At 70.9% G+C, this 25,970-nt stretch carries 17 protein-coding genes; 12 read left to right on the plus strand and 5 right to left on the minus strand.

Going from position 1 to position 25,970, the window contains the following annotated elements; translation table 11 throughout:
* Nucleotides 1-376 precede the first annotated feature (376 nt).
* Nucleotides 377-718, plus strand: coding sequence for a hypothetical protein (locus tag PVK74_RS28205; RefSeq protein WP_043325899.1), 342 nt, complete (start codon nt 377-379; stop codon nt 716-718).
* Between the two features lie 38 nt (nt 719-756).
* Here the strand turns inward: PVK74_RS28205 and PVK74_RS28210 are convergent, their stop codons facing one another.
* From PVK74_RS28210 to PVK74_RS28225, 4 genes are all read right to left on the minus strand, one after another.
* Nucleotides 757-1,143: a hypothetical protein gene (locus PVK74_RS28210; RefSeq protein ID WP_064447049.1), complete on the minus strand. Its 387-nt coding sequence runs from the start codon at nt 1,141-1,143 to the stop codon at nt 757-759.
* A 259-nt stretch (nt 1,144-1,402) separates the two neighbouring features.
* Nucleotides 1,403-2,668, minus strand: coding sequence for a DNA-processing protein DprA (locus PVK74_RS28215; protein ID WP_420800537.1), 1,266 nt, complete (start codon nt 2,666-2,668; stop codon nt 1,403-1,405).
* The gene (locus PVK74_RS28220) at nt 2,578-4,098 is read right to left on the minus strand and encodes a YifB family Mg chelatase-like AAA ATPase (RefSeq protein ID WP_274477592.1); all 1,521 of its coding nucleotides are present in this window, start codon (nt 4,096-4,098) and stop codon (nt 2,578-2,580) included. Before PVK74_RS28220 ends, PVK74_RS28215 begins: the two co-directional genes overlap by 91 nt.
* A 1-nt stretch (nt 4,099) precedes the next feature.
* Entirely contained in the window at nt 4,100-4,459 is a 360-nt protein-coding gene (locus PVK74_RS28225) for a YraN family protein (protein ID WP_064447257.1), read from the minus strand.
* Nucleotides 4,460-4,950: 491 nt separating this feature from the next.
* Between PVK74_RS28225 and PVK74_RS28230 the strand changes: the two genes are divergently transcribed.
* The 11 genes from PVK74_RS28230 to PVK74_RS28275 all read left to right on the plus strand — a co-directional run bounded on the left by PVK74_RS28230 (nt 4,951) and on the right by PVK74_RS28275 (nt 25,474).
* Nucleotides 4,951-8,478 (plus strand): LamG domain-containing protein, encoded by a 3,528-nt coding sequence (locus PVK74_RS28230; protein ID WP_274477593.1) that lies wholly within the window; start codon nt 4,951-4,953, stop codon nt 8,476-8,478.
* 161 nt (nt 8,479-8,639) lie between these two features.
* Complete coding sequence (locus PVK74_RS28235; RefSeq protein ID WP_274477594.1) at nt 8,640-15,563, plus strand: RHS repeat-associated core domain-containing protein; 6,924 nt, start codon at nt 8,640-8,642, stop codon at nt 15,561-15,563.
* 3 nt (nt 15,564-15,566) lie between these two features.
* Nucleotides 15,567-16,034 carry an SUKH-3 domain-containing protein gene (locus tag PVK74_RS31245; RefSeq protein WP_084789514.1) on the plus strand — a complete coding sequence of 156 codons (468 nt, stop codon included), beginning with the start codon at nt 15,567-15,569 and terminating at the stop codon, nt 16,032-16,034.
* A gap of 599 nt (nt 16,035-16,633) precedes the next feature.
* Nucleotides 16,634-17,698, plus strand: coding sequence for a hypothetical protein (locus tag PVK74_RS28240; RefSeq protein ID WP_043325893.1), 1,065 nt, complete (start codon nt 16,634-16,636; stop codon nt 17,696-17,698).
* Between the two features lie 340 nt (nt 17,699-18,038).
* A complete protein-coding gene (gene rpsB / locus PVK74_RS28245; protein ID WP_043325892.1) occupies nt 18,039-18,890 on the plus strand; it encodes a 30S ribosomal protein S2 in 852 nt (283 codons plus the stop codon).
* Nucleotides 18,891-19,020: 130 nt separating this feature from the next.
* Nucleotides 19,021-19,848: a translation elongation factor Ts gene (gene tsf / locus PVK74_RS28250; RefSeq protein ID WP_064447054.1), complete on the plus strand. Its 828-nt coding sequence runs from the start codon at nt 19,021-19,023 to the stop codon at nt 19,846-19,848.
* A 191-nt stretch (nt 19,849-20,039) separates the two neighbouring features.
* Nucleotides 20,040-20,774, plus strand: coding sequence for a UMP kinase (pyrH, locus tag PVK74_RS28255; protein WP_174533616.1), 735 nt, complete (start codon nt 20,040-20,042; stop codon nt 20,772-20,774).
* 87 nt (nt 20,775-20,861) lie between these two features.
* Nucleotides 20,862-21,419 carry a ribosome recycling factor gene (frr, locus tag PVK74_RS28260; RefSeq protein WP_043325889.1) on the plus strand — a complete coding sequence of 186 codons (558 nt, stop codon included), beginning with the start codon at nt 20,862-20,864 and terminating at the stop codon, nt 21,417-21,419.
* A 251-nt stretch (nt 21,420-21,670) separates the two neighbouring features.
* On the plus strand, nt 21,671-23,011 hold the full coding sequence (locus tag PVK74_RS28265; RefSeq protein WP_274477595.1) for a phosphatidate cytidylyltransferase: 1,341 nt from the start codon (nt 21,671-21,673) through the stop codon (nt 23,009-23,011).
* A 104-nt stretch (nt 23,012-23,115) separates the two neighbouring features.
* Complete coding sequence (rlmN, locus tag PVK74_RS28270) at nt 23,116-24,261, plus strand: dual-specificity RNA methyltransferase RlmN (protein WP_104113933.1); 1,146 nt, start codon at nt 23,116-23,118, stop codon at nt 24,259-24,261.
* Nucleotides 24,262-24,283: 22 nt separating this feature from the next.
* The gene (locus PVK74_RS28275) at nt 24,284-25,474 is read left to right on the plus strand and encodes a DivIVA domain-containing protein (RefSeq protein WP_069089228.1); all 1,191 of its coding nucleotides are present in this window, start codon (nt 24,284-24,286) and stop codon (nt 25,472-25,474) included.
* Nucleotides 25,475-25,543: 69 nt separating this feature from the next.
* Here PVK74_RS28275 and PVK74_RS28280 read toward each other — a convergent pair whose 3' ends face one another.
* Complete coding sequence (locus tag PVK74_RS28280) at nt 25,544-25,768, minus strand: hypothetical protein (protein WP_082931019.1); 225 nt, start codon at nt 25,766-25,768, stop codon at nt 25,544-25,546.
* Nucleotides 25,769-25,970 lie beyond the last annotated feature (202 nt).

Below are 25,970 nucleotides of genomic sequence, written 5' to 3' on the forward strand. Positions count from 1 at the left end.
TCACCGCGGCACCCCGACCTGGCGCACGCGGTCGTAACAGAGGCGGACAGCGATCACCGGTCCAGCGTACGGCCGGAGCGCCGCCGCGCGCTGAGCCGCCGCACGCCTTCACCGCGCCGGCCGGGCCGTCGGCGCCGCCGTGGCCGCGGTGTGCCGTGCGCCGCCGCGCCAGTGCCTTCCGGCGTGACGATCGCGCCGCGCCGAGCAGGGTGGCTAAACCGGGCCTGGACAGAGGAAACTCATGCTGCGGCCAGGCACAGGGCGGCAACCGGACGGCAGCGTGGCTGAGCCGGCGCGCCCCACGGGTGGCCGATCCGGCCGCGATCGGACAGCCGCGTCCCGCGACGGTGACGCCCGGTACGAAAAGGGGCCGACAGTGGGAGTGGACGCGGTCCTCTACCGACAGATCTCGGCGGGCAGCAGTCGTCGCCGGCCCGCGTACGTCTCGATCGAGGTCGTCGCGGATCCGCAGGACGTGCTGCTCGGTCTGCTGGCGCGGGTCCGCGGCGGTGGCCGGACGCCGCTGCTGGATCGCGTCGACCCGCTCGGCGAGCTGACAGTCGACACCGATCGGATGTCGCAGTTGCTCGCCGACCTGCGGTGCCTGGCCGAGGTGGCCGGGGCGCCGGCGGAGGCCGACCACATCCGCCGGCTGGCCCGGCTGGCCCGCCGCTGCGCGGAGCGCCGAGACACCGAGATCCGGTTCGAGGGCGACTGACGATCGCGCGTCCCGTCGCCGTGCCGTGCCGTGCCGGCTCAGGCTTCGGCCGGCTGCCGCGTGGCCCGGATCCGGCGCGTGCCCCACACGATCAGCAGGACTCCGGCCACGAACAGCGCCGGACCGGCGACGAAGCCGATGTCCCGGATCATCAGGTCGATGTCGTGCTGCTTCTCCGCCTCGGCCTTCTGCGCCTCGTAGGAGCCGTCGCCCGCGCCGAACATGCACCGGTCCCGGGGCGTCATCACATCCTCGCCGCACATCGTCGGGCCGTTCGGGTCGTAGTCGCCGATGTCGCGGTGGGACAGGATCGCGAAGAACACCACGAAGAGGCTGACCACGACCAGCATGCCGCCGAACGCACGACGCCCCGACCCGGGTGGGCCGGCCGCCGGGTTGCGGCGCGAGGTCTCCTGCGTGCTCATCGGCCGCCTCCGCGCGTCGGCGGGATGGCCGACGCCGGCCCGGCGAGCCGCACCTCGGCGCCGGACTCCGACCATTGTGGACATGTGCGACGGTTCGCTGCCCCAGTCATCCTTCTCCCCGTGACGGCGCCCGGCGTCCGGCCGGGGCGCGATCGTTCCCGCAACGGCTTCCGCCGCGCGCGAAATGGTGATCCTAGAAGACCGGGGCCGGTCCCACGGCCCCGTCGCCGGGCGGTTGCGAGGGGGTACGCGCCGCCTGTCACGTCGGGCCGGCCGCTGGCGGGGCGAGCGCGTAGCCGCCGTCGCGACGAACCACCATCGTCAGTTCCTCCAGCAGGGACAGCTTGCGCATCGCGGTACGCAGGTCCACGCCGGCCCGGGCGGCGACGCTCTCCAGGTCGAGCGCCCGGCGGCGGGGCAACGCCTCCAGCACCTGGGTGGCCTCCTCGTCGAGCCGGTCCCGTGGGCGCTCGGGCGCTCGGGCCGGCGGGGCCAGGTCGTAGCCGATCCGTCCCACCTCCTCCAGCACGTGCGCGAGGCCGGTGACCAGCCGCGCGTCCGGCCGCTCGCGCAGCACCTCGTGCCCGCCGACCGACATCGCGGAGGTGACCGGCCCGGGAACCACCATCGCGTGGCGGCGGAGGCCGAGCGCCCGGTTGAGCGTCTGGGTGGCGCCGCTGCGCGCCGCCGCCTCCACCAGCACCGTGCCGCGTGTCGCCGCCGCTATCACCCGGTTGCGGATGAGGAACCGGGGCCGCAGCGGCTCCGCGCCCGGCATCCACTCGCTCACCAGCAGGCCGGTCTCGGCGATCCGGTCGAACAACGCGGCGTTGCCCATCGGGTACGGGCGGTCCACCCCGCACGCCAGCACGGCGACGGTGCGCCCGCCCGCTGTCAACGCGCCGCGATGGGCGGCGGAGTCGATGCCGAACGCCCCGCCCGACACCACAGTCCACTCCCGGTCGGCCAGGCCGTAGCCCAGTTCGGTGGCGATGTGTGAGCCGTAGGGGGTGGCCGCCCGGGCGCCGACCACCGCCACCGAGTGCGCCAGCGTCTCGCCGAGCGGCCACGCCCCGCGTACCCAGAAGCAGAGCGGCGGGTCGGTCTCCACATCGACCCGGCGGGTGGCGCCGGGCAGCGCCAGTCGCCGGAGGTCACGGACCTGGGCCGGCCACTCGTCGTCGTCCGGGGTGACCAGCCGGGCGCCCAGCCGCTCACCACGGGCCAGCGCCTCGGCCGCGACCGCCCGGGCGTCACCTGCAGCGGCCCGCGCCGCCACGGCCGAGCGCAGGGCCTGCTCCGGCGCGCCACCGGACAGCAGCAGGTCGAGCGCGGCGACCGGGCCGATCCGCTGCACCAGGGCGTACACGGATCGGGTGCCGGGCTCGGCGAGCCAGGTGAGCGCGACCCGCGCCAGCTTGGTTTCTTCAGTGCTCACGGGGCCTCTCCCGTCCGCAGTTGGATGGCCTCCGCGACGTCCTCGCGGCCGGGGCGGTCCCGCCCGTCCAGGTCCGCGATGGTCCAGGCGAGCCGCAGTACGCGGTCGTAGCCGCGCGCGGACAGCGAACCGGTGTCGAGCCGGTGCCGCAGGTCCGTCGTGACCCGGGCGGGCAGGTGCCACGGCGGACGGCGCAGGTACGGGCCGGGGACGTCGGCGTTGACCCGGTGCCCGGTGGCCGCCCAGCGGTCGGCGGCGGCTCGTCGTGCGGCGGCGACCCGGGCGGCGACGGTGGCCGAGGACTCGTGCGCGGCATCGGTACGCAACAGTTCCGCCGCGCGTACCGCCTGCAGCCGGACCTGCACGTCCACCCGGTCGAGCAGCGGCCCCGACAACCGGCCCAGGTAGCGCCGCCGGGCCAGCGGTGTGCACTCGCAGTCGACGTCGCCGGACGGCTTCGCGCACGGGCAGGGGTTGGCGGCCAGCACCAGTTGCGTGCGGGCCGGGTACTCGGTCGCGCCGCGCGTGCGCGCCACACGTACCCGGCCGCTCTCCAGCGGCTGCCGCAACGCCTCCAGCGCGCCCTTGCCGAACTCGGGCGCCTCGTCGAGGAACAGCACCCCGCGGTGGGCCAGCGACACCGCGCCGGGACGGGCCAGCCCGGAGCCGCCACCGACGAGGGCGGGCACCGTGGCGGTGTGGTGGGGCGCCTGGAACGGAGGACGGCGCAGCAGCCCGCCGCCGGGCGGCAGCAGGCCGGCGATCGAGTGCAGCGCGGTCACCTCCAGGGCGGCCTCGTCGTCCAGCTCGGGCAGCACCGACGGCAGCCGCTCGGCGAGCATGGTCTTGCCGGCGCCGGGCGGGCCGAGCAGCGCGAGGTGATGACCGCCGGCGGCGGCGATCTCCAGCGCGCGCCGCCCGAGCGGCTGGCCGGCCACGTCGGCGAGATCCGGCCCGGGTGGGGTCCCGGCCGGGGCCGGAGCGGGCGGGGCGAGCAGTGGCGCGCCGGTGCGGACGTGTGCGACGAGCCGGTGCAGCGTGTCGACGGCGTGCACCCGTACGCCGGGGATGACTGCCGCCTCGGCGGCGTTGCCGGCGGGTACGACGACCCGGGTGTGCCCGGCGCGGGCTGCGGCGGCGACCATGGGCAGCGTGCCGCGTACCGGGCGCACCGCGCCGTCGAGGCCGAGTTCGCCGAGCACGACAGTGGCGTCCAGGGCGACGGGCGGCAGCTCACCCGAGCCGGCGAGCACGGCGACCGCGATGGCCAGGTCGAACGCCGAGCCGTACTTGGGCAGGGTGGCGGGCAGCAGATTGAGGGTGATCCGCCGGTTGGGCCACTTCTGGCCGGAGTTGACGATCGCGGCACGGACCCGGTCGCGCGCCTCGTGCAGCGCGGTGTCGGGCAGACCGGAGATGATCACGGCGGGCAGGCCGGGGGCGAGGTCGGCCTCGACCTCGACGAGGTGCCCGGCGACTCCGGCCAGGCCCACGCTCAGCACTTTCGCGTACCCCATGTCAGAACGCACCGCGCAGGTGCTCGACCCGGGCGGGGCCGGTGAGCGGGAGCCGGACGGACAGCACGTCGAAGCGGACCTCGTCGGCGGTGGTGCCGGTCTCGGCGAGCCACCGGGCGGCCAGGCCGCGCAGCCGGCGGGCCTTGGCCGGGACGACGGCCTCGGCGGGGGAGCCGAACTGCTCGGTGCGGCGGGTCTTGACCTCGCAGATGGCCAGGACCGGGCCCTCCCAGGCGATGATGTCGATCTCGCCCTCGGGGCAGCGCCAGTTGCGGGCGACCGGGCGCAGGCCCGTCTCGATCAGGTGCCGCAGCGCGCACCGCTCGCCGTACGCGCCGACGGCTCGGTTCCGGTTCGTCATGCCGGCCAGGATGCGCCGGGGCGGCCCGGGGCGGCGGGACGGATGCGGCTGCCCTGTGGACAAGCTGACGGTTGTGGACGGAGCCACGATCACCGGATCGATGTGGTAAGGCTGCCGGCCGTACATGCGAGACGCCAGTGGCGGACGGTGACGGCGGTGACGACCTCGGGAGCATGTGGGCGGTTTGCGCTAACCAGTTGTGACGTCTCTTTACAGGGCGTGTAGCTGATCTTTACTGTCGCATCGCTGAGGAGCAATGAACGGGGGCTGTAATGAACTTGAGCTTGATCTATAGAACGACCGTCGCGCTGAGCCACTCTCGCCGACCAGTCGTCGATCAACTCGCCCGCTGACGAGCCGCTCGCGCTGACACATCCCGACGTCGGGCGCCGGAGCGACCGCCGTCCGCTACAGGTTCTTGATTTCCACGCCTTGAGTCCCGTGCCCCGCACGGCCCTCTGACGTGCCAAAACGCAATGAGGAGTGTCTAGGTGAGAGCACCTGGATCGGTTTTCGCGTGGCGTCGTCGCGGTTTCGCCGCCGCAGTCGTCACGCTGGCCCTGATCGCGGTCGGCAGCCCGACCCTGCTGCCGTCGCCAGCGGTGGCCGAACCGCCGGCGTCCCCGGACGCACCCGTGCTGGGCGAGGTCGACGCGCTGGCGCAGGCCAGGAAGCTCAAGATGCAGGTCGAGGTCACCAGCCTCAAGAGCGAGAACTCACGTGTGCTCGCCACGCCCCAGGGCAACCTGGTGCTGGAGTCATACGTGGAGCCGCAGTGGACGAAGACTCGCAACAACAACTCGTGGCAACGGATCGATACCCGGCTCGAACGGCGAGCCGACGGTTCGCTGGGGCCCGTGGCGACGCTGGCCGACGTGTCGTTCAGCCAGGGCGGAAGCGCACCGGCGATTCGGCTGCCGGTGGCCGACGGGCAGGTGTCGCTGTCCTGGCCGGGGGAGCTCCCGGCCCCCTCGCTCGACGGCGACACCGCCGTCTACGCCTCGGTGCTGCCGGACGTGGACCTGCGGCTGCGGGCTTTGCGCGACGGGTTCACCTGGGCGCTCGTGGTGAAGTCCGCGCAGGCCGCGGCGAACCCGATGTTGAACGAGTTGCGCTTCTCGCTGCGGACGACGGGGTCGCTGACCAAGCGGTCCAAGGCCGGCGGCGGATTCGAGGTGGTCGACCCGACCGGTAGCCCGATGCTGTCCGCGGGCGGTGCGCTGATGTGGGATTCGACCGGGGTGGCGCCGAAGGCGCGTGCGGGGACGAGCCGGGCGGCAGCCGACTTCGCCGCCTGGGACCGGCGCGAGTCGTTGCGGGTCGCGCCGGACCACGCGCGCAAGGCGGAGATTCCGACCCGGGTGCAGGGCGACGACCTGGTCATCGTGCCGGACCAGGCGCTGCTGCGGGGCAAGAACACGGTCTACCCAGTGGTCATCGATCCGTGGAGCACAATCGAGAAGACCCGTTGGGGTTACTCGAGCACCAACAACGCGACCCGCAACGACGGTGTGGCCCGCGTCGGCCGGGACCCCGAGGGGTCCGGCACCTACCGGTCGTACTTCTCGTTCAAGCTCACGTCGCTGTCCGGCAAGACCATCCGCAGCGCCAAGTTCCTGACGGAGATGACGCACTCGTGGGACTGCGGCAACACCCCAGTGAACCTCTGGCGGACGGCCGACATGGCGACCACGGGCAAGCAGACCTGGTCCGGGCCGAGCTTCTCCAAGTGGTTGGAGAAGCGGTCCGGGCACGCGCACAAGCCATCCACCGGTGAGGGCTGCCCCGACGACCCCCAGCCGGACCAGCCGATGGAGTTCGCCAGCCCGAACGTCACCGCCGACATCAGCGCCAACCGGGGCCAGGAGATCTACACGCTGGCGCTGTCGACCCGCGAGTCCGACGGCACATCGGAGTCGACGAGCAACTGGTGGAAGAAGTTCGACCCTGTGCAGACCAAGCTGACGGTGGAGTACAACACCAACCCCAACACCCCGACGGCTGCACAACTGTCGACCCACGCCGGCTACACCGCTCCGGGGCAGGCGTGTGTGACCGGTACGTCACGGCCGGCAGTGCGCTCGGACTTCCCGTGGCTGAAGGCGACGGTCAGTGACCCGGACGGCAGCGGTGGTGGCAGCCTCTCCGGCGTCTTCACCCTCCAGAAGCTGGTGGGTGGCACCTGGACGAACGTGTCCGGCTGGCCCAAGACCGATTCCGGGGTCGCGCCCGGAGCCAAGGCCGAGTTGCAGCTGTCCGCGAAGACGGTCAACGGCGAGATCTACCGGTGGCAGGTGCAGACCAAGGACACCCTCGGCGGTTCCTCCACGGCGTCCCCGTGGTGCGAGTTCTCCGTCGACTACTCCGCACCCGAGGCGACCCCCGGGGTTGTCGCCGCCGACGGCCTCTACCTGGAGTCGCCGCCCCGGGGCACGAACCAGGACCTGCGGGGATCGGTCGGTTACACCGGGCGCTTCACCTTCTCGGCCAACGGCGCCGCCGACGTATACGACTACGTCTACCAGATGAACGGTGGTCCGGAGATGGTCGTCCGTGCCAGCAGTCTCGGCGGCACCGCCACCACGGTGGCGACGCCCACGCTGCGGCATGAGAACGTGCTGACCGTCCGCAGCCGCGACCAGGCCGGGAACTCGTCCGCCCCCTACGACTACGCCTTCCTGGCAGGCGACCCGTCCGGTCCGGTCGCGCACTGGGCGATGGATGAGGGAACCGGTCTGATCCTGAACAACAAGGTCGAGGGCGCTCCGGTGGCGACCATGAGCCCGTCCCCGGCCTGGGCGGACTCGCGTGTGCTGGGTACGAGCCGGCGAAGCGGCAAGGACTGGGCGGTCAAGTTCGACGGCGACGATCAGGCCGCGACCACAGGCCCGGTCATCGACACCACCCGCAGCTTCTCCTTCGCTGCCTGGGTCCGCGCCGATGTGGTCGGTGGGGTGGTCATGGCGCAGGTCGGCACGAACAAGAGCCCGTTCGAACTCCAGTACCATCCGGCGAAGCAGCGATGGTGCTGGGTCAGCTACGCATCGGACACGGTGAACGCTCTGGCGACCCCGTCACCCGCGTGCGGTACCGAGCCGGTGCAACCGGGCGTGTGGGTACACCTCGCCGGTGTCTACGATGCCGGCTCGACCAACCAGCTCTCGTTGTACGTGAACGGGGTCCGCAAGGGCGTGGGCATGGCCAACGCCTCCGTGTGGTCCGCGTCCGGGCCACTGACGATCGGTGCTGCGCGCAACGGGGCACCGACCGGTTGGATCAACGGCGCCATCAGCGAGGCCCGGGTCTGGGACCGGGTCATCGACCCGGAGACGGACCTGTCCGAGATCGTGGCGCCCGTCCGGGTCGGCCAGTGGGACATGGACAGTGACGACCAGGACGAGCCGAGGGAATCGGGCGACTCCTCCGACTACCGGACACCACTGACTCTCGGTCCGGCGCCGGCCGCGAACTGGACCACGGAGGGCTTCAACGGATCGACTGCCCTGCGCTTCGACGGAATCTCGGGTGCCGCACAGACCAGCGGTCCGGTGCTGCGCACCGACCAGTCGTACACCGTCTCGGCGTGGGTGCGGTTCGCAGGCGGCGCGGGCGCCCGCACGGTGATCGCCCAGGACGGTGTGAACATCTCCAGTTCGTTCCTGAGCTGTCGTACCGACGCGAACGGGTCGAAGTGGTCGATCATGCTCCGCTCCGGCGACTTGACCTCCGCGCCTGGGTTCTACGTGACCGGCAGCACCTGCCTCGTCAACCAGTGGACGCACCTCACGGCCGTGCAGGATGCCACGAGCCGGACGATGAGCCTCTACGTGGACGGCAATTTGTTCAGTCAGCTCACCCCCACCTTCAACCCGTGGCACGGAACAGGCGGGCTGGCGGTCGGCCGAGGCAGGTGGGGGGCGCCCACCGACTACTTCAACGGTGACATCGACCGTGTCCAGGTATGGCAGGGCGCGCTGAGCGCCGCAGAGGTCCAGGCGGCGTTCGCCGCAACCGACTGACCCGGGTCTCCGGTCCCGTCCGCAACGCAGGTGCGGCAACCTCTCGTTCTTGAAGGGCAGAAATGAGAATCGATCGATCCGGCCGGCCGCAACCAGGCGGTGGGGGGATGCGGGTCAGCGTCGCGGTGCGACGGGGCGCCCGTCGTACCCTCGCCGCGGGGTTGGCCACGGTCCTCGCCGCCACGCTCGGTGGCCAGTTGCCGGCCCGCGCGGAGCGGCCGGAGCAGGCCCTCCACCTAGACCCGCAGCGGTACTCCTCCGCCCCGCTGCACAAGGCCGCGTCCAGCAAGCGGATTCCCGACAAGGACGCCGCGGCGGCCAAGGTGCGGCGCCCCGCACCGGTCTGGCCAACGGCGGGCTCCGCCGAGGTGTCACTGGCGGCGACCGCCGGCGCAGCGGCAACACCGAGCCGGGCCGGGTCGCTGCCGGTCACGGTCCGGCCGGCTACCGCGTCCTCGGCCAACCGAAGCGCGGTGGCCGCGCCCGCCAAGGTCCGGGTCGAGGTCCTGCCGAAGGCCCAGGCCGAAGCGGCCGGCATCAACGGCCTACTGGTACGCCTCGGACGCACTGACGGGGTGCGGGCGGCCGGCCCGGTCGAGGTGGGTATCGACTACGCCGCCTTCGCGACCGCGTACGGCGGTGACTGGGCGTCGAGACTGCGGCTGGCGCAGCTGCCCGACTGTGCCCTGAGCACCCCCGCCGCAGCGGACTGCCGCAGCACGCCGTTGAACTCGCGTAACGACGTGCGGACCCGGACGGTCACCACCACCGTGTCGGTGCCCGAGGCCCAGGCCGCTGCGGTCTTCGCCCTGACCGCCGGCCCGTCCGGTGGAGCCGGCGACTTCGCCGCCTCCAGCCTCGCCTCCACGTCGTCGTGGAGCCACAGCGGTGCCACCGGCAGCTTCCAGTGGTCGTACCCGATGCGTGTCCCGCCGGGCCCCGGCGGACCGGAACCGACCCTCGGCCTCGGCTACTCGTCGCAGTCGGTGGACGGTCGGCACGCGGCGACCAACAACCAGCCGAGCCTGTTCGGGGAGGGCTTCGAGTTCTCCCCCGGCTTCGTCGAGCGGCGCTACAAGGCGTGCGCCGACGACATGGGTGGCAACGCGAACAACACGGTCAAGACCGGTGACCTGTGCTGGGGCCCGGAGAACGCCGTCATGTCGCTCAACGGCAGCACCGTCGAACTGCTCAAGGGCAGCGACGGCACCTGGCACCCCCGCAGCGAGAACGGAACCAAGGTCGAGCTGCTCACCGCGTCGGCGTACGCCAACGGCGACAACGACAACGAATACTGGAAGGTCACCGGCACCGACGGCACCCAGTACTGGTTCGGACGTCACCGGCTTCCCGGCTGGGCCACCGGCCGTCCGACGACCAACTCCGTGCTGACCGTCCCGGTGTACGGCAACAACCCGGGCGAACCCTGCAACGCCGGCACCTTCGCCGCCTCCGACTGCAACGGGAAGCCGCAGGCCTGGCGGTGGAATCTCGACTACGTCCAGGACATCCACGGCAACACCATGTCCTACTGGTGGGCCAAGGAGACCAACTACTACGCCAAGAACCTGACGGGCACGACGCCCGTCGTCTACGACCGGGCCGGCTACCTGACCCGCATCGATTACGGCAGCGACAACCGGGACGACAACGAGTACGCCGCCACGTCGCCGTACATCGAGAACGTGCCGGGACGTATCGAGTTCACGAACGTGGACCGGTGTCTGCAGAACTGCACCACGAAGAATGCGACGAACTGGCCGGACACTCCCTGGGACCAGAGTTGCACCGCCTCGACCAACCCGTGCACCAACGGCTCTCCCACGTTCTGGTCCGCAAAGCGCACCACGGAGATCACCACCAAGGCGTGGAAGGCGTCCGCCTCGGCCTACCAGAAGGCGGACTCGTGGACCTTCCGCCACGCGTTCCTCGACCCCGGTGACGGCACGAGGGCCGGTCTCTGGCTCGAAGGCATCACCCACAAGGGTCTCAACGGTGGCACGATCACGACGCCGGAGGTGACCTTCTCCGGCATCCAGATGCCGAACCGGGTGGACGCCGGCGGCAGCGACTGGGCCCTGGCGATGAACTGGCACCGGGTCAACCTGATCACCCTGGAGACCGGCGGGCAGATCTTCGTCACCTACAAGCAGCCGCAATGCGTCCGCGGCAGCGTGATGCCCTCGAAGGACGCGCTGGACAAGAACAAACTGCTCTGTTATCCGGTCGAGTGGGCACCCAACGGCAGGGACAAGGTCACCGACTTCTTCCACAAGTACGTCGTGGAGGAGGTCCAGCAGATCGACCCCACCGGAGGGTCGAGGCCGCTGCGCACCGCGTACGAGTACCTCAACACCAACAACGAGGCGTTGTGGCACCACGACGACGACACCGGCATCACTCCGAACGACCGCCGTACCTGGTCGCAGTGGCGTGGCTTCCCCCGCGTGGTGACCTACGTCGGTGAGGGCCCCGCGCGGACCAAGACCGAAACCCTCTACTACCGAGGGATGTACGGCGACAAGCTCGCCAACGGCAGCACCCGCACGACGCAAGTCCAGGGTCTGGAAGGCGGGGCGGTAAACGACTACGACCACTTCAGCGGCTCGCCCCGCGAGACGATCACCTGGCTGGACGGAAACGTCCTGTCCGCGACCGTATACACGATGTGGCGCTCCGAGGCGACGGCCACCCGGGCGGGAAGCCCAGTCGCCGAATCCCGGTACACCCGGGTACGCACGGTGAGTTCCCGCACCGCCACGGACTCCGGTTGGCGGCGCAGCACGTCGACCACCGACTTCGACGACTACGGCATGCCGACCACCCAGGAGGACAGCCCCGACGGCGGCGCCACCGGGGACAAGCGGTGCAGCAAGACCGAGTACATCCGCAACGCCAACCGGTGGTTGCTCACGCCGGTCAAGCGAATCCACGGCTGGGTCGGGGCGTGCTCCACCACGCCCACCGACACCAACCAGATCCTCGGTGACGTCCGGTTCAGCTACGACGGGCAGGCGTACGGCACGGCGCCGGACAAGGGGCTGCTCACCGCGAGCGAGAAGATCGTCGACTTTGCCGGCGGCAACCGCACCTACCAGCAGGTGGGGACAGCCAAGTACGACCTTCGGGGCCGCACGACCGAGGTCACCGACATCGCCGGGAAGAAGACGACGACCGCGTACGTCCCGGCCACCGGTGGGCCGGTCACCCAGCGGACGACCACCAACCCGTTGCAGTGGACCACGACGGTGGACCTCGACCCGGCCACCGGCCTCGCGCTCAAGAGCACCGACGTCAACAACTACGTCACCGAGTACACCTACGATGCCCTGGGCCGCGCCCTCCAGGTGTGGTTGCCCAACCGGCAGCGGGCGAACAACCCCACCACGCCGTCGACCAGCTATGCCTACACGCTGTCGAAGACGGCGCCGTCGTACGTGGTGACCACCGCGGTGAACGCTCTCGGTGGTAGCGACACCTCGTACATGATCTTCGACGCGCTGGGCCGCCAGCGGCAGACGCAGGAACCGGCCCATCGCAGCGGCCGGATCATGACCGAGACGTTCTACGACGCGGCCGGTCGCATCTACAAGTCCAACTCGGCCTACTACGACTCCGGCGCGATCGACACCTCGACCATCAGGTCGCGGCTCGACCAGGACGTGCCGAGCCAGACCCAGGCGATCTACGACAACGCCGGCCGACAGACTCACTCCCTGCTTCTCGGCTCGGTCGCGAGCGTCCAGGTCGAGAAGGCCAGAACCTCGACCACGTATCACGGTGACCACGTCACCGTGGAGCCTCCGGTCGGGCAGGCCGCCACCACGGTATGGACCGACCCGTACGGCCGGACGGAGAAGCTCTGGCAGTACCACGGGCGGACCGCCACCGGGACCTACGACGAGACCAGGTACACCTACCACCCGGTGGGGCAGTTGGCCACCGTCAAGGACCCGTCCGGCAACACCTGGTCCTACGCCTACGACATCCAGGGCCGGCTGATCTCGTCGAGCGACCCGGACGCCGGCACGTCCACCAGGAAGTACAACACCCTCGGGGAGTTGGAGAGGACTACCGACTCCCGCCCCGACACGCCTGACCTCTGGTACGCCTACGACGAGGTCGGACGGCTACGCACCACCCACGAGGGCAGCCTGACGGGGCAGAAGCGCACGGAGTTGACCTACGACTCGCCGGTCAAGGGCATCGCCACGTCGTCGTCGCGGTGGATCGGGTCCGAGGAGTACCGCTCCGAGGTCGTGACTGTCGACAAGATGTACAACACGACGCAGACCAAGCTCACCCTCCCGGCGTCGCAGGCCGGCTTCTGCGGTATCGGCAAGGTCACCTGTAGCTTCACGTCCAAGGCGACCTTCCTGGGCGATGGCTCACCCAACACGCTCACCATTCCGGCCGCGGGTGGCCTCGACCAGGAGGTGCTGAACTACAAGTACGACACCACGTACGCGATGCTGGACCGGTTGGCGACCGACTACATCGACGCCACCTACTACGTGGTCGACGCCGGCTACAGCGACCTGCACGAACTGAACACCATCACCCGCGCCACCGCGCTGACGGGTGCGAAGTCGGTCCAGAGCAAGAACTCGTACGACGAGACCACGGGCCGGGTCAGCAGCAGTTCGGTGACCCGCTCAGTCGCCCCCTCGTATGTGCTGAACACGTTCTACGACTACGACGCCAGCGGCAACATCACCAAGATCGATGACAACACGGGTGCCCGCCCCCGCGACACCCAGTGCTTCACCTACGACCACCAGCGCCGGCTCACCGAGGCGTGGACTCCGGCTTCCTTCGACTGCACGGCGAAACCGCAGACCGAGACACAACTGGGCGGCCCGGCACCGTACTGGCAGCAGTGGTCGTTCGGCGCGCCGAACGACCCGGAGGGCCGCATCGGCAACCGTCGCACCCAGATCGAGCGCGGGACCCCGACGGGGACGGTGACGACGTCCTACTCCTACCCGACGGCGGGCACGCCGCAGTCGCACCGGCTCAACGGGTGGAGCCGGACCGACAACACCGGCACCACCACCGGCTCGTACACCTACGACGAGGCCGGCAACACGAAGAGCCGGCCCGGCAAGTCCGGGCAGCAAGCCCTCACCTGGGACGTCGAGGGGCACCTGGCCTCGGTGACCGATAGCACCGGCGCCAGCTCCTACATCTACGACGCGGGCGGCAACCGGCTCATCGCCACCGATCCCACCGGAAGCACCCTGTTCCTCGGGGATCAGGAGATCCGCAAGAACGGCACCACGGGGCAGGTGACGGCCACCCGCTACTACTCGTTCGGCGGGGAGGTGGTCGCGCAGCGCACCGTCACCGGCATCACCTGGCTGGCCAGTGACCACCAGGGGACCTCGCAGGTCAGCGTCGCCAACGACACGAACCAGACCATCACCCAGCGCCGTCAGACGCCGTACGGGTCGCCCCGGGGTGCGGCGGTTACCTGGCCCAACCAACAGGGGTTCCTCGGTGGTTATCAGGACGCCACCGGCCTGACCCATCTCGGAGCCCGCGAGTACGACCCGACCATCGGCCGGTTCATCTCGGTCGACCCGATCAACGACCCGGGCAACCCGCAGCAGCTGTCCGCCTACACCTACGCGTCGAACAACCCGGTCACGTTCAGCGACCCGAGCGGTCTGATCATCCCCGAGTACCTCAACCCGACGGCCAACAACATTGTTGTTTGCAGCGGCCTCGGGGGCTATGCGTGCCAGAACTACGCGGAGGGCAAGACCGGCCAGGGCCATGGTCCCAGCCGCAACGACGGCAGTGGGGGGCCGACGAAGAAGACCGGCCGACAGAAGACGCACGAGTCCCTTGAGGCGTGTGGCCTTTTCCTCATCGGTCTGGGCGCGGGATGTGACGGCGTCAACGCGGTCATTTACGCCACCGAAGGAAACTGGCGGGAGGCCGCGCTGTCCGGCGTCTCGGTCGTGCCCGGACTCGACTGGGCCTGCAAGCTCGGCAGGTGGTGCAAGAAGGTCATCGACTGGGGAGCCGACAAGGCCGGCGCAGTCGTGGCGCGCATCAGGTGGGGCAAGCCCCCGTCGATCAACCCGGCGGCCGAGGCCAAAGAGATGGCCTTGCTGAAGAAGGAGATCCGGGAGACTCCGCGGCCACCGGCACCGAAGACGCCCGAACCTCCGAAAAAGGAGCCCGTCGCGCCGGCCAAGGGCAAGACCGGCGGAAACAACGGCGGAGGCGCACCCAGCTCCAAGGGCGGCTGCCCGACACACAGTTTCTCGCCGGACACCCCGGTCCTCATGGCCGACGGGACGACGCAGCCGATCGCCGAGGTGCGTGAGGGCGACCAGGTCCTCGCCCACGACCCCGAGCGCGGGGCCACCAGTGCCCAGACGGTGGAAAAGCTGCACATCAACCGGGACGACGCCCTGACCGACCTGGTCGTCCGCGACGGCAAGGGCGCTGTGTCGACGATCGACACCACGCAGCACCACCCGTTCTGGAGCGTCACCCGCGAGCAGTGGGTCGGCGCGGGTGAGCTTAAGGCCGCCGAAGGGCTGCTCGCGGCGGACGGGTCGACGGTGAACGTCGTCAAGGTCCGCAACTTCAGCGGCAGCGAGGTGATGCGCGACCTGACGGTCTCCGTCGTCCACACGTACTATGTGGTGGCCGGCAACACTCCGGTACTCGTGCACAACTGCGGATCTGAGGCTAGAGCCGCAGCGCGATCAGCGCCCGAAGACGCCACGATGACTGCCGCAGCCCGGTTTCGAGGGACCGACATGGTTTCGATCGGCCACTCTGGCCATTCGTCCCGTCCAGCCTATTTCGAGCCCGAGATCGATTCCGCTCTTGCGGATGGCGGGCAGATTGCGGGCCGAGGGGCCGACAACTGCGCGGAGATTCGGGCTTGCAACGCTCTTATCGCAGAGCACGGAGCGGCGTTCGAGGCTCGAGCCGGACGCTCGCTACGTTTGAGTGACATCGAGTTCTTGACTGTTCGCAATGCAACTGGTGTCTCGGAGGCGGCATGCCTATCCTGTCAAAGCGTCCTCGTGCGGCGTGGAGCGACTGACCTGTCAAGGTGAACTATGCATGAAGCAGAACTGTTCGGGTTCCTCGGCTCGTCCAATTCGAGGGCGGCTGGCGGGTTGCCTGAAATAGAAGTTGTCGCGGCGAATCTGAAGCGGGCAGGATTTGAGTGTCACGAGGAGGGTCACGCATTCTTGGGTCAATACATCGGCCTGACGGTTGAGCATCCTCCAACCCTCCTCATCGCTGGGGAAAGGATTGCCAGCTGGACTCGGTTTGAACCGTCGGCCGTATGTACAGTGCGGGACGCGAGGATATCCCGGCGCTGTGCGACAGTGGCTGGCGTCGCTCTCATGCCAGTTGGAGTCGACAGCTTTCATTTGACCATATATTCAGGGAGTGATGGCAGGTTTTACGCGGGATTCGATTCCTCGGTCTACCGATATGGGAATAGTCGGAACGACATGTTCTCGATGATGAAGAATGGAGTCCGCCCATCCTTCTTGGGCGACTGGGCGGCTCAGTGAGCCTGTGGCGGCGGGGCTTATTGAGCTTTCCCGCTCAGGATGCCCGGAGTGGTTGGATGCGTCCAAGCCGCCACCGCCACAACTCGCAGCTATGCTATTGCTGCGCAACGTGAGTGGGCGTGGAGACGAATGCCTCCGGTTGTGGAGTGGGCTGCCCCAGTTAGCTACTCCGCGGGCAGGAGGCGTTCGGCTTCCCATGCCAACGCTGCCCTGAGTGCCGGCGCGTCTTCGGTTGTGTCTCATCGGGGTGAGGGTGACATGCTGAGTAGTGCCCTGGCTTCCGCTGGCTGCCACGAAGAGGTGGGTCGCTGAGGGGGCGGCGTTACGGGGGCATGTCCGTCGTGGCCGAAGATTTGCCCCGTTCGGCCCTACGTGGCCTCTTGGTGCACCCGTTGGTCGGCGGCCTGCGGATCGGTCAAGTGGTGCACCTCAGCGGGGCGGGTTCGACGGTAGCGAGTGCCAGCAGGCGTCGAGCCTCACTAGGCGACCGTCGCGCCCAACTCACGAGATGCGACGATCCGATGACGCGAGATAGTCCGTCCGAGCTGGGACGATGTCCCACCAGACCCGAATGGCGCGGCTGGAGCCGGTCGCATACCGTGCCGGTCGTGGACGGACGACGGAGCTATCCCGAGGATGAGCAGGGGTCGCGATGGGGCGACCGCGGATACGAGTCGGACTGGCGCGCCGCGGGTGAGCCCCGCTACCGCGACGACGACTACCGCACGCCGGAGCAGCGCGCCGGTGAGAGCCGGTACGCCGAGCCGGGCCGGTACTCCGCCGCCGACCCGCTGGTGGACGACACGAGCAGTTGGCGGTCGCAGCGGCCGGACGACCCGGAGGTCTCCGGTGAGCTGCCCGGGTCACGTGCCGGGCGGCGGGCGGCCCGCGAGTCCGCGGACGATTCGCTCGCCGCGGTGTCGCGCAGTGGTGTGGACGCACTCGGCACCGCCGCGCACGGCAACCCGCTGAGCGCGGCGCCGGCGAGCCCGCTCGGCACCCCGGCCTCCGACGGCGCGTCCCGTACCGGCGGCGACCCGTACGGCCTGGCCGCTCACAACGCCGATCCGCGCGGTGGCGGTAACGCGCTGGCCCTCGGCGGCGCTGCCGGCCAGGCCGGTCCGGGCCCGCTCGGCGGCTACCCGATCGTGGACACCGGCCGGTCGGCCGAGCCGCCGGTGACCGGTGGGACGGACCCGTCGGCCGCGGCGCGGCTCAACCCCGGCGAGGCGACTCCGCTGCGGATCGGTGAGCGCCCGGCCGGTCCGGCCGAGCCGGCGGCGACCCCGAATCCGCTGGAGATGCCGACCGGCCCGATGCCGGCACTCATGCCCCGGCCGGACGGTCCGCCGCCCGGTGACGGCGTCTACCGGACCCGGCGTCCGGCGCTCGCGGTGCTGCTGGCGGTGATGGTGCTGGTGCTGGAGGTGCCGGCGGTACGGGTGTTGCTGCACGGCCTGTTCGGCGACCCGGTGTCGACGTCGCACGTGGTGGTGGGCATGTTCCTGACCGTCGGGCTGCCGATCTTCGGCACCGGCCTGTACGGGCTGCGTACCGGCGGGCTGGCGCTGGCCGACGGCAGCCGGGGCTGGCTGCGCCCGCCGACGGCGTACCTGACGGTCGGGCTGGTCCTCTTCCTCGCCGCAGCCCTCGCGGCGGGCTGAGCGGGTGGACGACCGCTGAACCAGTACGCCGAAGTGGCGGTGTCACAGACAGGTTGACACCGCCACTTCGCCGTACCGGAGTCGATCAAGGCCGCGTCAGAGTCGATCGAGCCGGCCTCCCGCACCCGCAGGCCGTGCGGCGGACAGGGCGCGTACACTGGTCGACTGGCGACCGCCTCGTGCGGTCGACCTCGCGTGCCCTTTCCACGGTCTCCTCCGTGGGGCGACGGCCTCCCTGGTCCCGGTTCTTCACCCGGGCCCACCCCGGCCGCCGACCGGGCGCCAGGCGTCCGGCCGCCGGCCGGACGGACAACCAGGGACACAGTAGGAGTAACCCACCATGGCCGTCGTGACCATGCGTCAGCTGCTGGAAAGCGGTGTGCACTTCGGGCACCAGACCCGGCGCTGGAACCCGAAGATGAAGCGCTTCATCTTCACCGAGCGCAACGGTATCTACATCATCGACCTGCGCCAGACGCTCGACTACATCGAGAAGGCGTACGAGTTCGTCCGCACCACCGTCGCCGGTGGCGGCAGCATCCTGTTCGTCGGCACCAAGAAGCAGGCCCAGGAGGCCATCGCCGAGCAGGCGACCCGGGTCGGCCAGCCGTACGTCAACCACCGCTGGCTCGGTGGCATGCTGACCAACTTCCAGACCGTGTACAAGCGGCTGCAGCGGATGAAGGAGCTGGAGGCCCTGGGTGACCTGAGCGGCACCGCCGCCGGTTACACCAAGAAGGAGACGCTCCAGCTCTCCCGCGAGAAGATCAAGCTCACCAAGACCCTCGGTGGTCTGCGGGACATGCAGAAGCTCCCGGCCGCGGTCTGGATCGTCGACACCAAGAAGGAGCACATCGCCGTCGACGAGGCCCGCAAGCTGGGCATCCCGGTGATCGCCGTGCTCGACACCAACTGCGACCCGGACGAGGTCGACTTCCCGATCCCGGGCAACGACGACGCCATCCGCTCGGCCGAGCTGCTGACCAAGGTCGTCGCCGCCGCCGTCGCCGACGGTCTGATCGCCCGCTCCGGCCGTAACCGGGGCGCGGACGAGAAGCCCGAGGCCGGCCAGGTCGCCGCCGACGAGCCGCTGGCCGAGTGGGAGCGTGAGCTGCTCGAGGAGCCGAAGAAGGCCGACGAGCAGCCCGCCGCCGCCGCTGCCGAGCAGCCGGCGACCGCCGCCGCCGAGTGATCTCGCCGTCGCGTCCCCACCGTCGGCGATTCCCGGCGGTGGGGCGCGACGGGTACGCCGGGCGGCAGCACCGGCCCGGAACCGGGTAACCAGCACCCCAGACCACCTCACTGACACCGAAGAGAGAGTCATGTCCAACTTCACCGCCGCGGACGTCAAGAAGCTCCGCGACCTCACCGGCGCCGGCATGATGGACTCCAAGAAGGCGCTGACGGAGGCCGAGGGCGACTTCGACAAGGCCGTCGAGATCCTGCGCGTCAAGGGCGCCAAGGACGTCGGCAAGCGGGCCGGCCGCACCGCCGCCAACGGGCTCGTCGCCCACTCCGGCCAGGCGCTGCTCGAGCTCAACTGCGAGACGGACTTCGTCGCCAAGAACGACGCCTTCATCGCGCTGGCCCAGCAGCTCGTCGAGCACGGCGTGGCCAGCGGCGCCACCAACGCCGAGGAGCTGCTCGCCAGCAGCATCGACGGCAAGAGCGTGGCCGACCTGATTCAGGAGCAGTCCGCCAAGATCGGCGAGAAGCTGGTGCTCAACCGCTTCGCCAAGCTCGACGGCACCACCGCGGTCTACCTGCACCGCAAGAGCCAGGACCTGCCCCCGGCGGTCGGCGTGCTCGTGGAGTTCACCGGCAAGAACGACGAGGCGGCGGACGCCGACGCGCGCGCCGTGGCCATGCAGATCGCCGCGATGCGGCCGAAGTACCTCACCCGCGACGAGGTGCCGGCCGAGACCGTCGAGTCGGAGCGGCGCATCGCCGAGCAGACCGCCCGCGAGGAGAACAAGCCCGAGGCGGCGCTGCCGAAGATCGTCGAGGGCCGGGTGAACGCCTTCTTCAAGGACTTCGTCCTGCTGGAGCAGGCGTCGGTCGCCGACAACAAGAAGACCGTCAAGCAGGTGCTGGCCGACGCCGGCATCGAGGTGACCCGCTTCCTGCGGTTCGAGGTCGGCCAGGCCTGAGCCGCCGCGCCGGGCCTTCCGGGCCCGGGCACAGGGGAGAACGTCGACGAGGAGGCCGCCGGTGTACGCGACAGGCACCGCGGCCTCCTCGTCACATAGGGTCGGCAAGGGCACGTACGCGACGCCCGCGCTATGCGCGGGGAGAAGGGGCGGGGCGGATGACGCAGGTTGTGAGTGACCGGAGCCTGGCGATGGAGGATCCGACCGCGCCTCCTCCCGGTCGGTCCCGCCGGGTGGTGCTGAAGCTCTCCGGTGAGGTCTTCGGCGGCGGCGCGATCGGTGTCGACCCCGACGTCGTGCAGGGCATCGCCCGGCAGATCGCCACCGTCGTACGCCGTGGTGTGCAGGTCTCCGTGGTGGTCGGCGGCGGCAACTTCTTCCGCGGCGCCGAGCTGCAGAAGCGGGGCATGGACCGGGCCCGCGCGGACTACATGGGCATGCTCGGCACGGTCATGAACTGCCTGGCCCTCCAGGACTTCCTGGAGAAGGAGGGCATCGAGACCCGGGTGCAGACCGCGATCACCATGGCCCAGGTCGCCGAGCCGTACATCCCGCTGCGGGCGATCCGGCACCTGGAGAAGGGCCGCGTGGTCATCTTCGGCGCGGGCGCCGGCATGCCGTACTTCTCCACCGACACGGTGGCCGCCCAGCGGGCGCTGGAGATCCGCGCGGACGTGGTGCTGATGAGCAAGAACGGCGTGGACGCGGTGTACACCGCCGACCCCCGGATCGACCCGACCGCGAGCAAGCTCGACTCGATCACTTTCTCCGAGGTGCTGCGCCGTAACCTGCGGGTGGCCGACGCCGCCGCGTTCAGCCTCTGCATGGAGAACGGCCTGCCGATGCTGGTCTTCGGCGCCCAGGGCGACGACACCATCGTCCGGGCCGTCGCCGGTGAGAAGATCGGCACCCTGATCACCGCCTGACCGGCCCGCCGGATCGACAAGCGGTCCCTCTGCCACGGCGGCACCCGCACTACCCACGACGAGCGACAGAAGGAGGCGAGGAGACCGGTGATCGACGACACCCTCCTCGAGGCGGAGGAGAAGATGGAGCGTGCCATCGAGCACGCCAAGGAGGAGTTCGGCGGGATCCGTACCGGTCGCGCCAACGCCGCCATGTTCTCCCGGATCGTCATCGACTACTACGGCAGCCCGACCCCGCTGCCGCAGATGGCCTCCATCGCGGTGCCCGAGCCCCGCATGGTGATCATCAAGCCGTACGACAACTCGCAGCTGGGCGCCATGGAGAAGGCGATCCGCGACTCGGACCTCGGGGCGAACCCGAACAACGAGGGCAACCAGCTCCGCATCGTCCTGCCGCAGATGACCGAGGAGCGGCGCCGGGAGATGATCAAGGTCGCCCGGCAGAAGGGCGAGGAGGCCAAGGTCGCCGTCCGCAACATCCGCCGCAAGGCCAAGGAGGAGCTGGACCGCCTGGTCAAGGACGGCGAGGTCGGCGAGGACGAGGGCCGGCGCGCGGAGAAGGAGCTGGACGATCTGACCCAGCGTTTCGTCGCTACCGTCGACGAGCTGGTCAAGCACAAGGAGAACGAGCTGCTCGAGGTCTGAGCGCGCGCGTACCCCGCACGGCACCGCCGCCGTCGCCCGCACGGGCGGCGGCCCGGTGCCGTCGTCGTGCCCGGCGGCGCAGACCCTCGGGGCTCCGGCGGGTGCAGTAGGCTCGGCACGATTCCCGGCCACCACGGGGTGAACGGCGGGGGTCGCCCGGCCGTCGGTCGGTCAACAGAAGTCTCACGCCGGTAGGGGATGGTTTTGGTCTTGCGTCATGTGGTGGCTCTCGTACCGGCTGCCGGTGCGTGATGTCCCACCCCGACCCCTACGGCAGCACCGAGCCGCGTGGCTGGGACCGTCCGGCCCCCGCTCTGCCCTGGCCGGACACCGATCTGGAGCCGGGCCCCTGGCGGCCCGCTCCGGCGGCGCCCACCCACCCGACCGAGCCGGGCGGCTACGCCCGCCCCGGCGCCGCCCCGGACACGTACGCCGCCCCGGACACGTACGCCGCCCCGGACACGTACGCCGCCCCGGACACGTACGCCGGGCCGTACCCGAACAGCGGTCGGCGCCACGACGGACCGGGCCGGTACGACGGACCGCCGGCCGGCGACCGCGGCCGGCCCGACGGGCCGGAGCGCCGCGGCCCGTGGGGTGCGCCGGCCCGCGACGACGAGTACCCGACCGCGCAGATCGCGCCGGTGCGCGACGAGCCCACCGACCAGATCCCGGCGGTACGCGACGAGCCCGAGCCCGAGCCGCCGCCCGGTCGCCGGGGTCGGGGGCGACGGCGGGCGAGCGCCGAGCGTCCGCCGACCAACACGCCGACGACGTCCCGGGCGGGGCGCAACCTGCCGGCCGCGATCGGCGTCGGGGTGGCCCTCGGCGCCGCGGTGGTGGTGCCGCTGTTCTTCTTCATGCCGGCGTTCCTGGCCGTGCTGGCGACCGCGGTCGGGATCGGCATCTGGGAGATGGCCCGCGCGGTGCGCCGCAGCGGCGCCCACCCGCCGCTGGCGCCGCTGGTCGCCGGTGGCGTGATCACGGTGGGCCTGGCCTGGTTCGCCGGCCCGGACGCGCTCTGCCTCGGCCTGCTGGTCACGGTGCTGGGCACGATGATCTGGCGGCTGGGCGACGGGCCGGGCAACTACCAGCGCGACCTCACCGCGGCCACCCTGATCGCGGTGTACGTGCCGTTCCTCGCCGGGTTCGCGGCCATGCTCGCGGCGGCGCCGGGCGACGGGCACCTGCGGGTCCTGGTGACGCTCGTCGCGGTGGTGCTCTCCGACACCGGCGGGTACGCGGCCGGCGTGTCGTTCGGCAAGCACCCGATGGCGCCCACGATCAGCCCGAAGAAGTCCTGGGAGGGCTTCGCCGGCTCGGTGACCGCCGCGGCGGCGGGCAGCGCGGTGCTGCTGTGGGTGTTGTTCGACGTGGCGCCCTGGTGGGGCGCGCTGTTCGGGATGGCGATCTCGGTCTCCGCGGTGCTCGGCGACCTCGCCGAGTCGATGATCAAGCGGGATCTCGGCGTCAAGGACATGAGCAACCTGCTGCCCGGGCACGGCGGTCTGATGGACCGGCTCGACTCGATCCTGTTCGCGGTGCCGGTGGCCTACCTTCTGCTCGCCGTGTTCGTCCCGGTGGTGAGCTGAGGTATGCGTCACGGCGGAGACCCGCGGCGGGCCGGGCGGCCGGGGGCGATTCGACACGTACGGACGGGTGCGTCCGGGCGGGAGCGTGTCAGACTGGACGCGCCATGACGAGTCTCCCGCTGATCTCCGTAGACCCCGACGCCCGCGGCCGCCGACCCTCGATGCCTCCGCGCCACCTCGCCGACCTGGACCTGTCCGGCCGGCAGGCGCTCGTCACCGAGCTGGGCGAGCCGGCGTTCCGCGCCAAGCAGGTCTCCAACCACTACTTCGGCCGCCTGGTGCGCGACCCGGAGCGGATGACCGACCTGCCGGCGGCGACCCGGGAGCGGCTGGCGGGTGAGCTGCTGCCCACCCTGCTCACCCCGGTACGCGAGCTGGCCTGCGACGACGGCGCGACCCGTAAGGCGCTCTGGCGGCTGCACGACGGCTCGCTCGTGGAGAGCGTGCTGATGGGCTACCCGGACCGGGTGACCGTCTGCATCTCCAGCCAGGCCGGGTGCGGCATGGCCTGCCCGTTCTGCGCGACCGGCCAGGCCGGGCTGACCCGCAACCTGTCCACCGCCGAGATCGTCGACCAGGCGGTCTACCTGGCCGGGGTGGCCGCCTCCGGCGCGGTGTCCGGCTCGCCGCCGCGGCTGTCGCACGTGGTGTTCATGGGCATGGGCGAGCCGCTGGCCAACTACTCGCGGGTGGTGGCGGCGATCCGCCGGCTGGTCGCTCCGGCGCCGGAGGGCCTGGGCCTGTCGCAGCGGCACATCACCGTCTCCACGGTCGGGCTGGTCCCGGCGATCCGGCGACTGGCCAGCGAAGACCTCTCCGTGACCCTTGCGTTGTCGCTGCATGCCCCCGATGATGAGCTGCGCGACGAACTCGTCCCGGTCAACCAGCGCTGGAAGGTGTCCGAGGTGCTGGACGCGGCGTGGGACTACGCGGCCACGACGGGGCGTCGCGTGTCCATCGAATACGCGATGATCAAGGACGTGAACGACCAGCCGTGGAGAGCAGATCTGCTCGGGCGGCTGTTGGCCGGCAAGCTGGCCCACGTGAACCTGATCCCGCTCAACCCGACTCCGGGCAGCCGCTGGGACGCCAGCCCGAAGCCGGTCGAGCGGGAGTTCGTCCGGCGGTTGCGCGACGCCGGGGTGTCGACCACCGTGCGGGACACCCGGGGACGCGAGATCGACGGGGCGTGTGGCCAGCTCGCCGCCGCCGGGGACACGGACGGCGACTCACGCGCGGCAACGGCGTAGCGGTACGAGACCAGGAGACATAGTGGCGAGTCAGGGTCAGCGTTTCCGGCGTAAGGCGCTCCGCCGGGGATACAAGGTCGACGAGGTCGACGCCTTCCTGGACCGGGTCGAGGCGACACTCGCCGGTCAGCCGGTCGGCGCGCCCGTGGCCTCCCAGGAGGTCCACGACGTCGTCTTCCGGGTCCGCTTCAACGGCTACGACGAGTGGCAGGTGGACCTGCACCTCGACCGGGTTGAGCGGCAGCTCGCCGAGCTGGAGGAGCGCGGTGGCGCCCCCGCCGGGCGCGGTGGCGACCCCCGGATTCCCGACCGGCTCGGCCCGCCGATGCGCGACGACAGGGGCATGTCGCCGGTGCCGCAGCCGCCGATGCCGCCCCGGCAGATGCCGGCCCAGCCCGGCCCACCCGCCGACCGCTACGGCAGCCGCTACGACGAGCCGACCGGCGCGTTCGCCGGCGGGTACGACGGCCCGCGCGGTGGCTACGACGGCCCGCGTGGCCCGGGCGGCCCCGGCCCGATGGGCCCGGGCGCGCCGATCGGGCACGGCGGCCCACCGCCGCGTGGCCTGCCGCCCGGCCCCGGCGGCTACGGCCAGGACAGCGGCCCCGGCGGGTACGGCCAGGACACCGGTCCGGGCGGCTACGGCCAGGACAGCGGCGGGTACGGCCAGGACAGCGGCCCCGGCGGGTACGGCCAGGAGGAGCGCTTCGACGGCTTCGAGGCCGGCCGGCGTGGGCGTGCCGACATGACCGCCGAGATCCGCATGCCCGAGCGTGAGCTGCGTGGTCGTGGCCCGGGTGGCCCGCCCGCGCTGCCGCAGCAGGGCTACGGCGCGCCGGAGCCCGGTTACGGGCCGCCGGACCAGGGTTACGGCCCCGGCCCTTCGATGACCGGCCCGCCGCTGGTGACCCCGCCGGTCGCCGGTCCGCCGATGGTGGGCCCGCCGATGGCCGGCCCGCCCGGCAGCGACCTCTACCGGGTCGACCAGATCCGGCGCAGCTTCCAGGTCCGCCGGTTCGGCAGCGGGTACGACCCGGACCAGGTCGACCGGTTCTTCGACACGCTGCTCGGTGGCATGCAGGGCCGCAACCCGATGCCGGTGAACCCGAAGGACCTCGACACGCTGCGTTTCGGGCTGGTGCCCGGCGGCTACTTCGAGGCCGAGGTCGACGCCGCGCTCAAGGACGTGCAGGACATCCTGCTCGGCCGCTGACCCGCACCCGACGACGAAGGGCCCACCCCGCGAGGGGTGGGCCCTTCCGCGTACCGTTTGCGCCGCTCGTCAGGACCGCAGGCCGTTGCGGCGCAGCACGGCGTCGCCGATGACGATGGCGACCAGCAGCCCGGCGATCCCGAACAGCCAGATGTGCTCCACCCGGCCCTCCTCGATCCCGCAGAGCGCCATCAGAACCAAGACCAGCGCCGACAGCAACGCGCCGATCCGTCCGGACTTGCGGTGCCCGGGCTTGTGCTGATCTGGCGCGGTTACCGGCTCGTCTCCTGCCACTGTCGGTCCTTCCCTCGCGATCGGATCTCCGATCAGTCTGGCACGCCCTCAACCGGCCCCGGCGCAGGGTCCGGCCTCCGGTGCGCTTGATGACCCGGGCGGGCGACAGCGTGGTTGTCGCATGACCCGGGCCGTAGGTCCCGTCCGGGTCGGGGCGGTTGGGCACTACCGGCGTCGCGGGACGGCGAGCACACTGCCTCCG

Source organism: Micromonospora chalcea, assembly GCF_028768405.1.
GTDB classification, from domain to species: Bacteria; Actinomycetota; Actinomycetes; order Mycobacteriales; family Micromonosporaceae; genus Micromonospora; species Micromonospora chalcea.

What these genes read in the sequence shown, in the direction of transcription:
- PVK74_RS28210 (WP_064447049.1), bottom strand. Translation starts at nt 1,143, where the DNA reads ATGAGCACGCAGGAGACCTCGCGCCGCAACCCGGCGGCCGGCCCACCC.
- PVK74_RS28220 (WP_274477592.1), bottom strand. Translation starts at nt 4,098, where the DNA reads ATGGGGTACGCGAAAGTGCTGAGCGTGGGCCTGGCCGGAGTCGCCGGG.
- PVK74_RS28225 (WP_064447257.1), bottom strand. Translation starts at nt 4,459, where the DNA reads ATGACGAACCGGAACCGAGCCGTCGGCGCGTACGGCGAGCGGTGCGCG.
- PVK74_RS31245 (WP_084789514.1), top strand. Translation starts at nt 15,567, where the DNA reads ATGCATGAAGCAGAACTGTTCGGGTTCCTCGGCTCGTCCAATTCGAGG.
- rpsB (WP_043325892.1), top strand. Translation starts at nt 18,039, where the DNA reads ATGGCCGTCGTGACCATGCGTCAGCTGCTGGAAAGCGGTGTGCACTTC.
- tsf (WP_064447054.1), top strand. Translation starts at nt 19,021, where the DNA reads ATGTCCAACTTCACCGCCGCGGACGTCAAGAAGCTCCGCGACCTCACC.
- pyrH (WP_174533616.1), top strand. Translation starts at nt 20,040, where the DNA reads ATGGAGGATCCGACCGCGCCTCCTCCCGGTCGGTCCCGCCGGGTGGTG.
- PVK74_RS28265 (WP_274477595.1), top strand. Translation starts at nt 21,671, where the DNA reads ATGTCCCACCCCGACCCCTACGGCAGCACCGAGCCGCGTGGCTGGGAC.
- rlmN (WP_104113933.1), top strand. Translation starts at nt 23,116, where the DNA reads ATGACGAGTCTCCCGCTGATCTCCGTAGACCCCGACGCCCGCGGCCGC.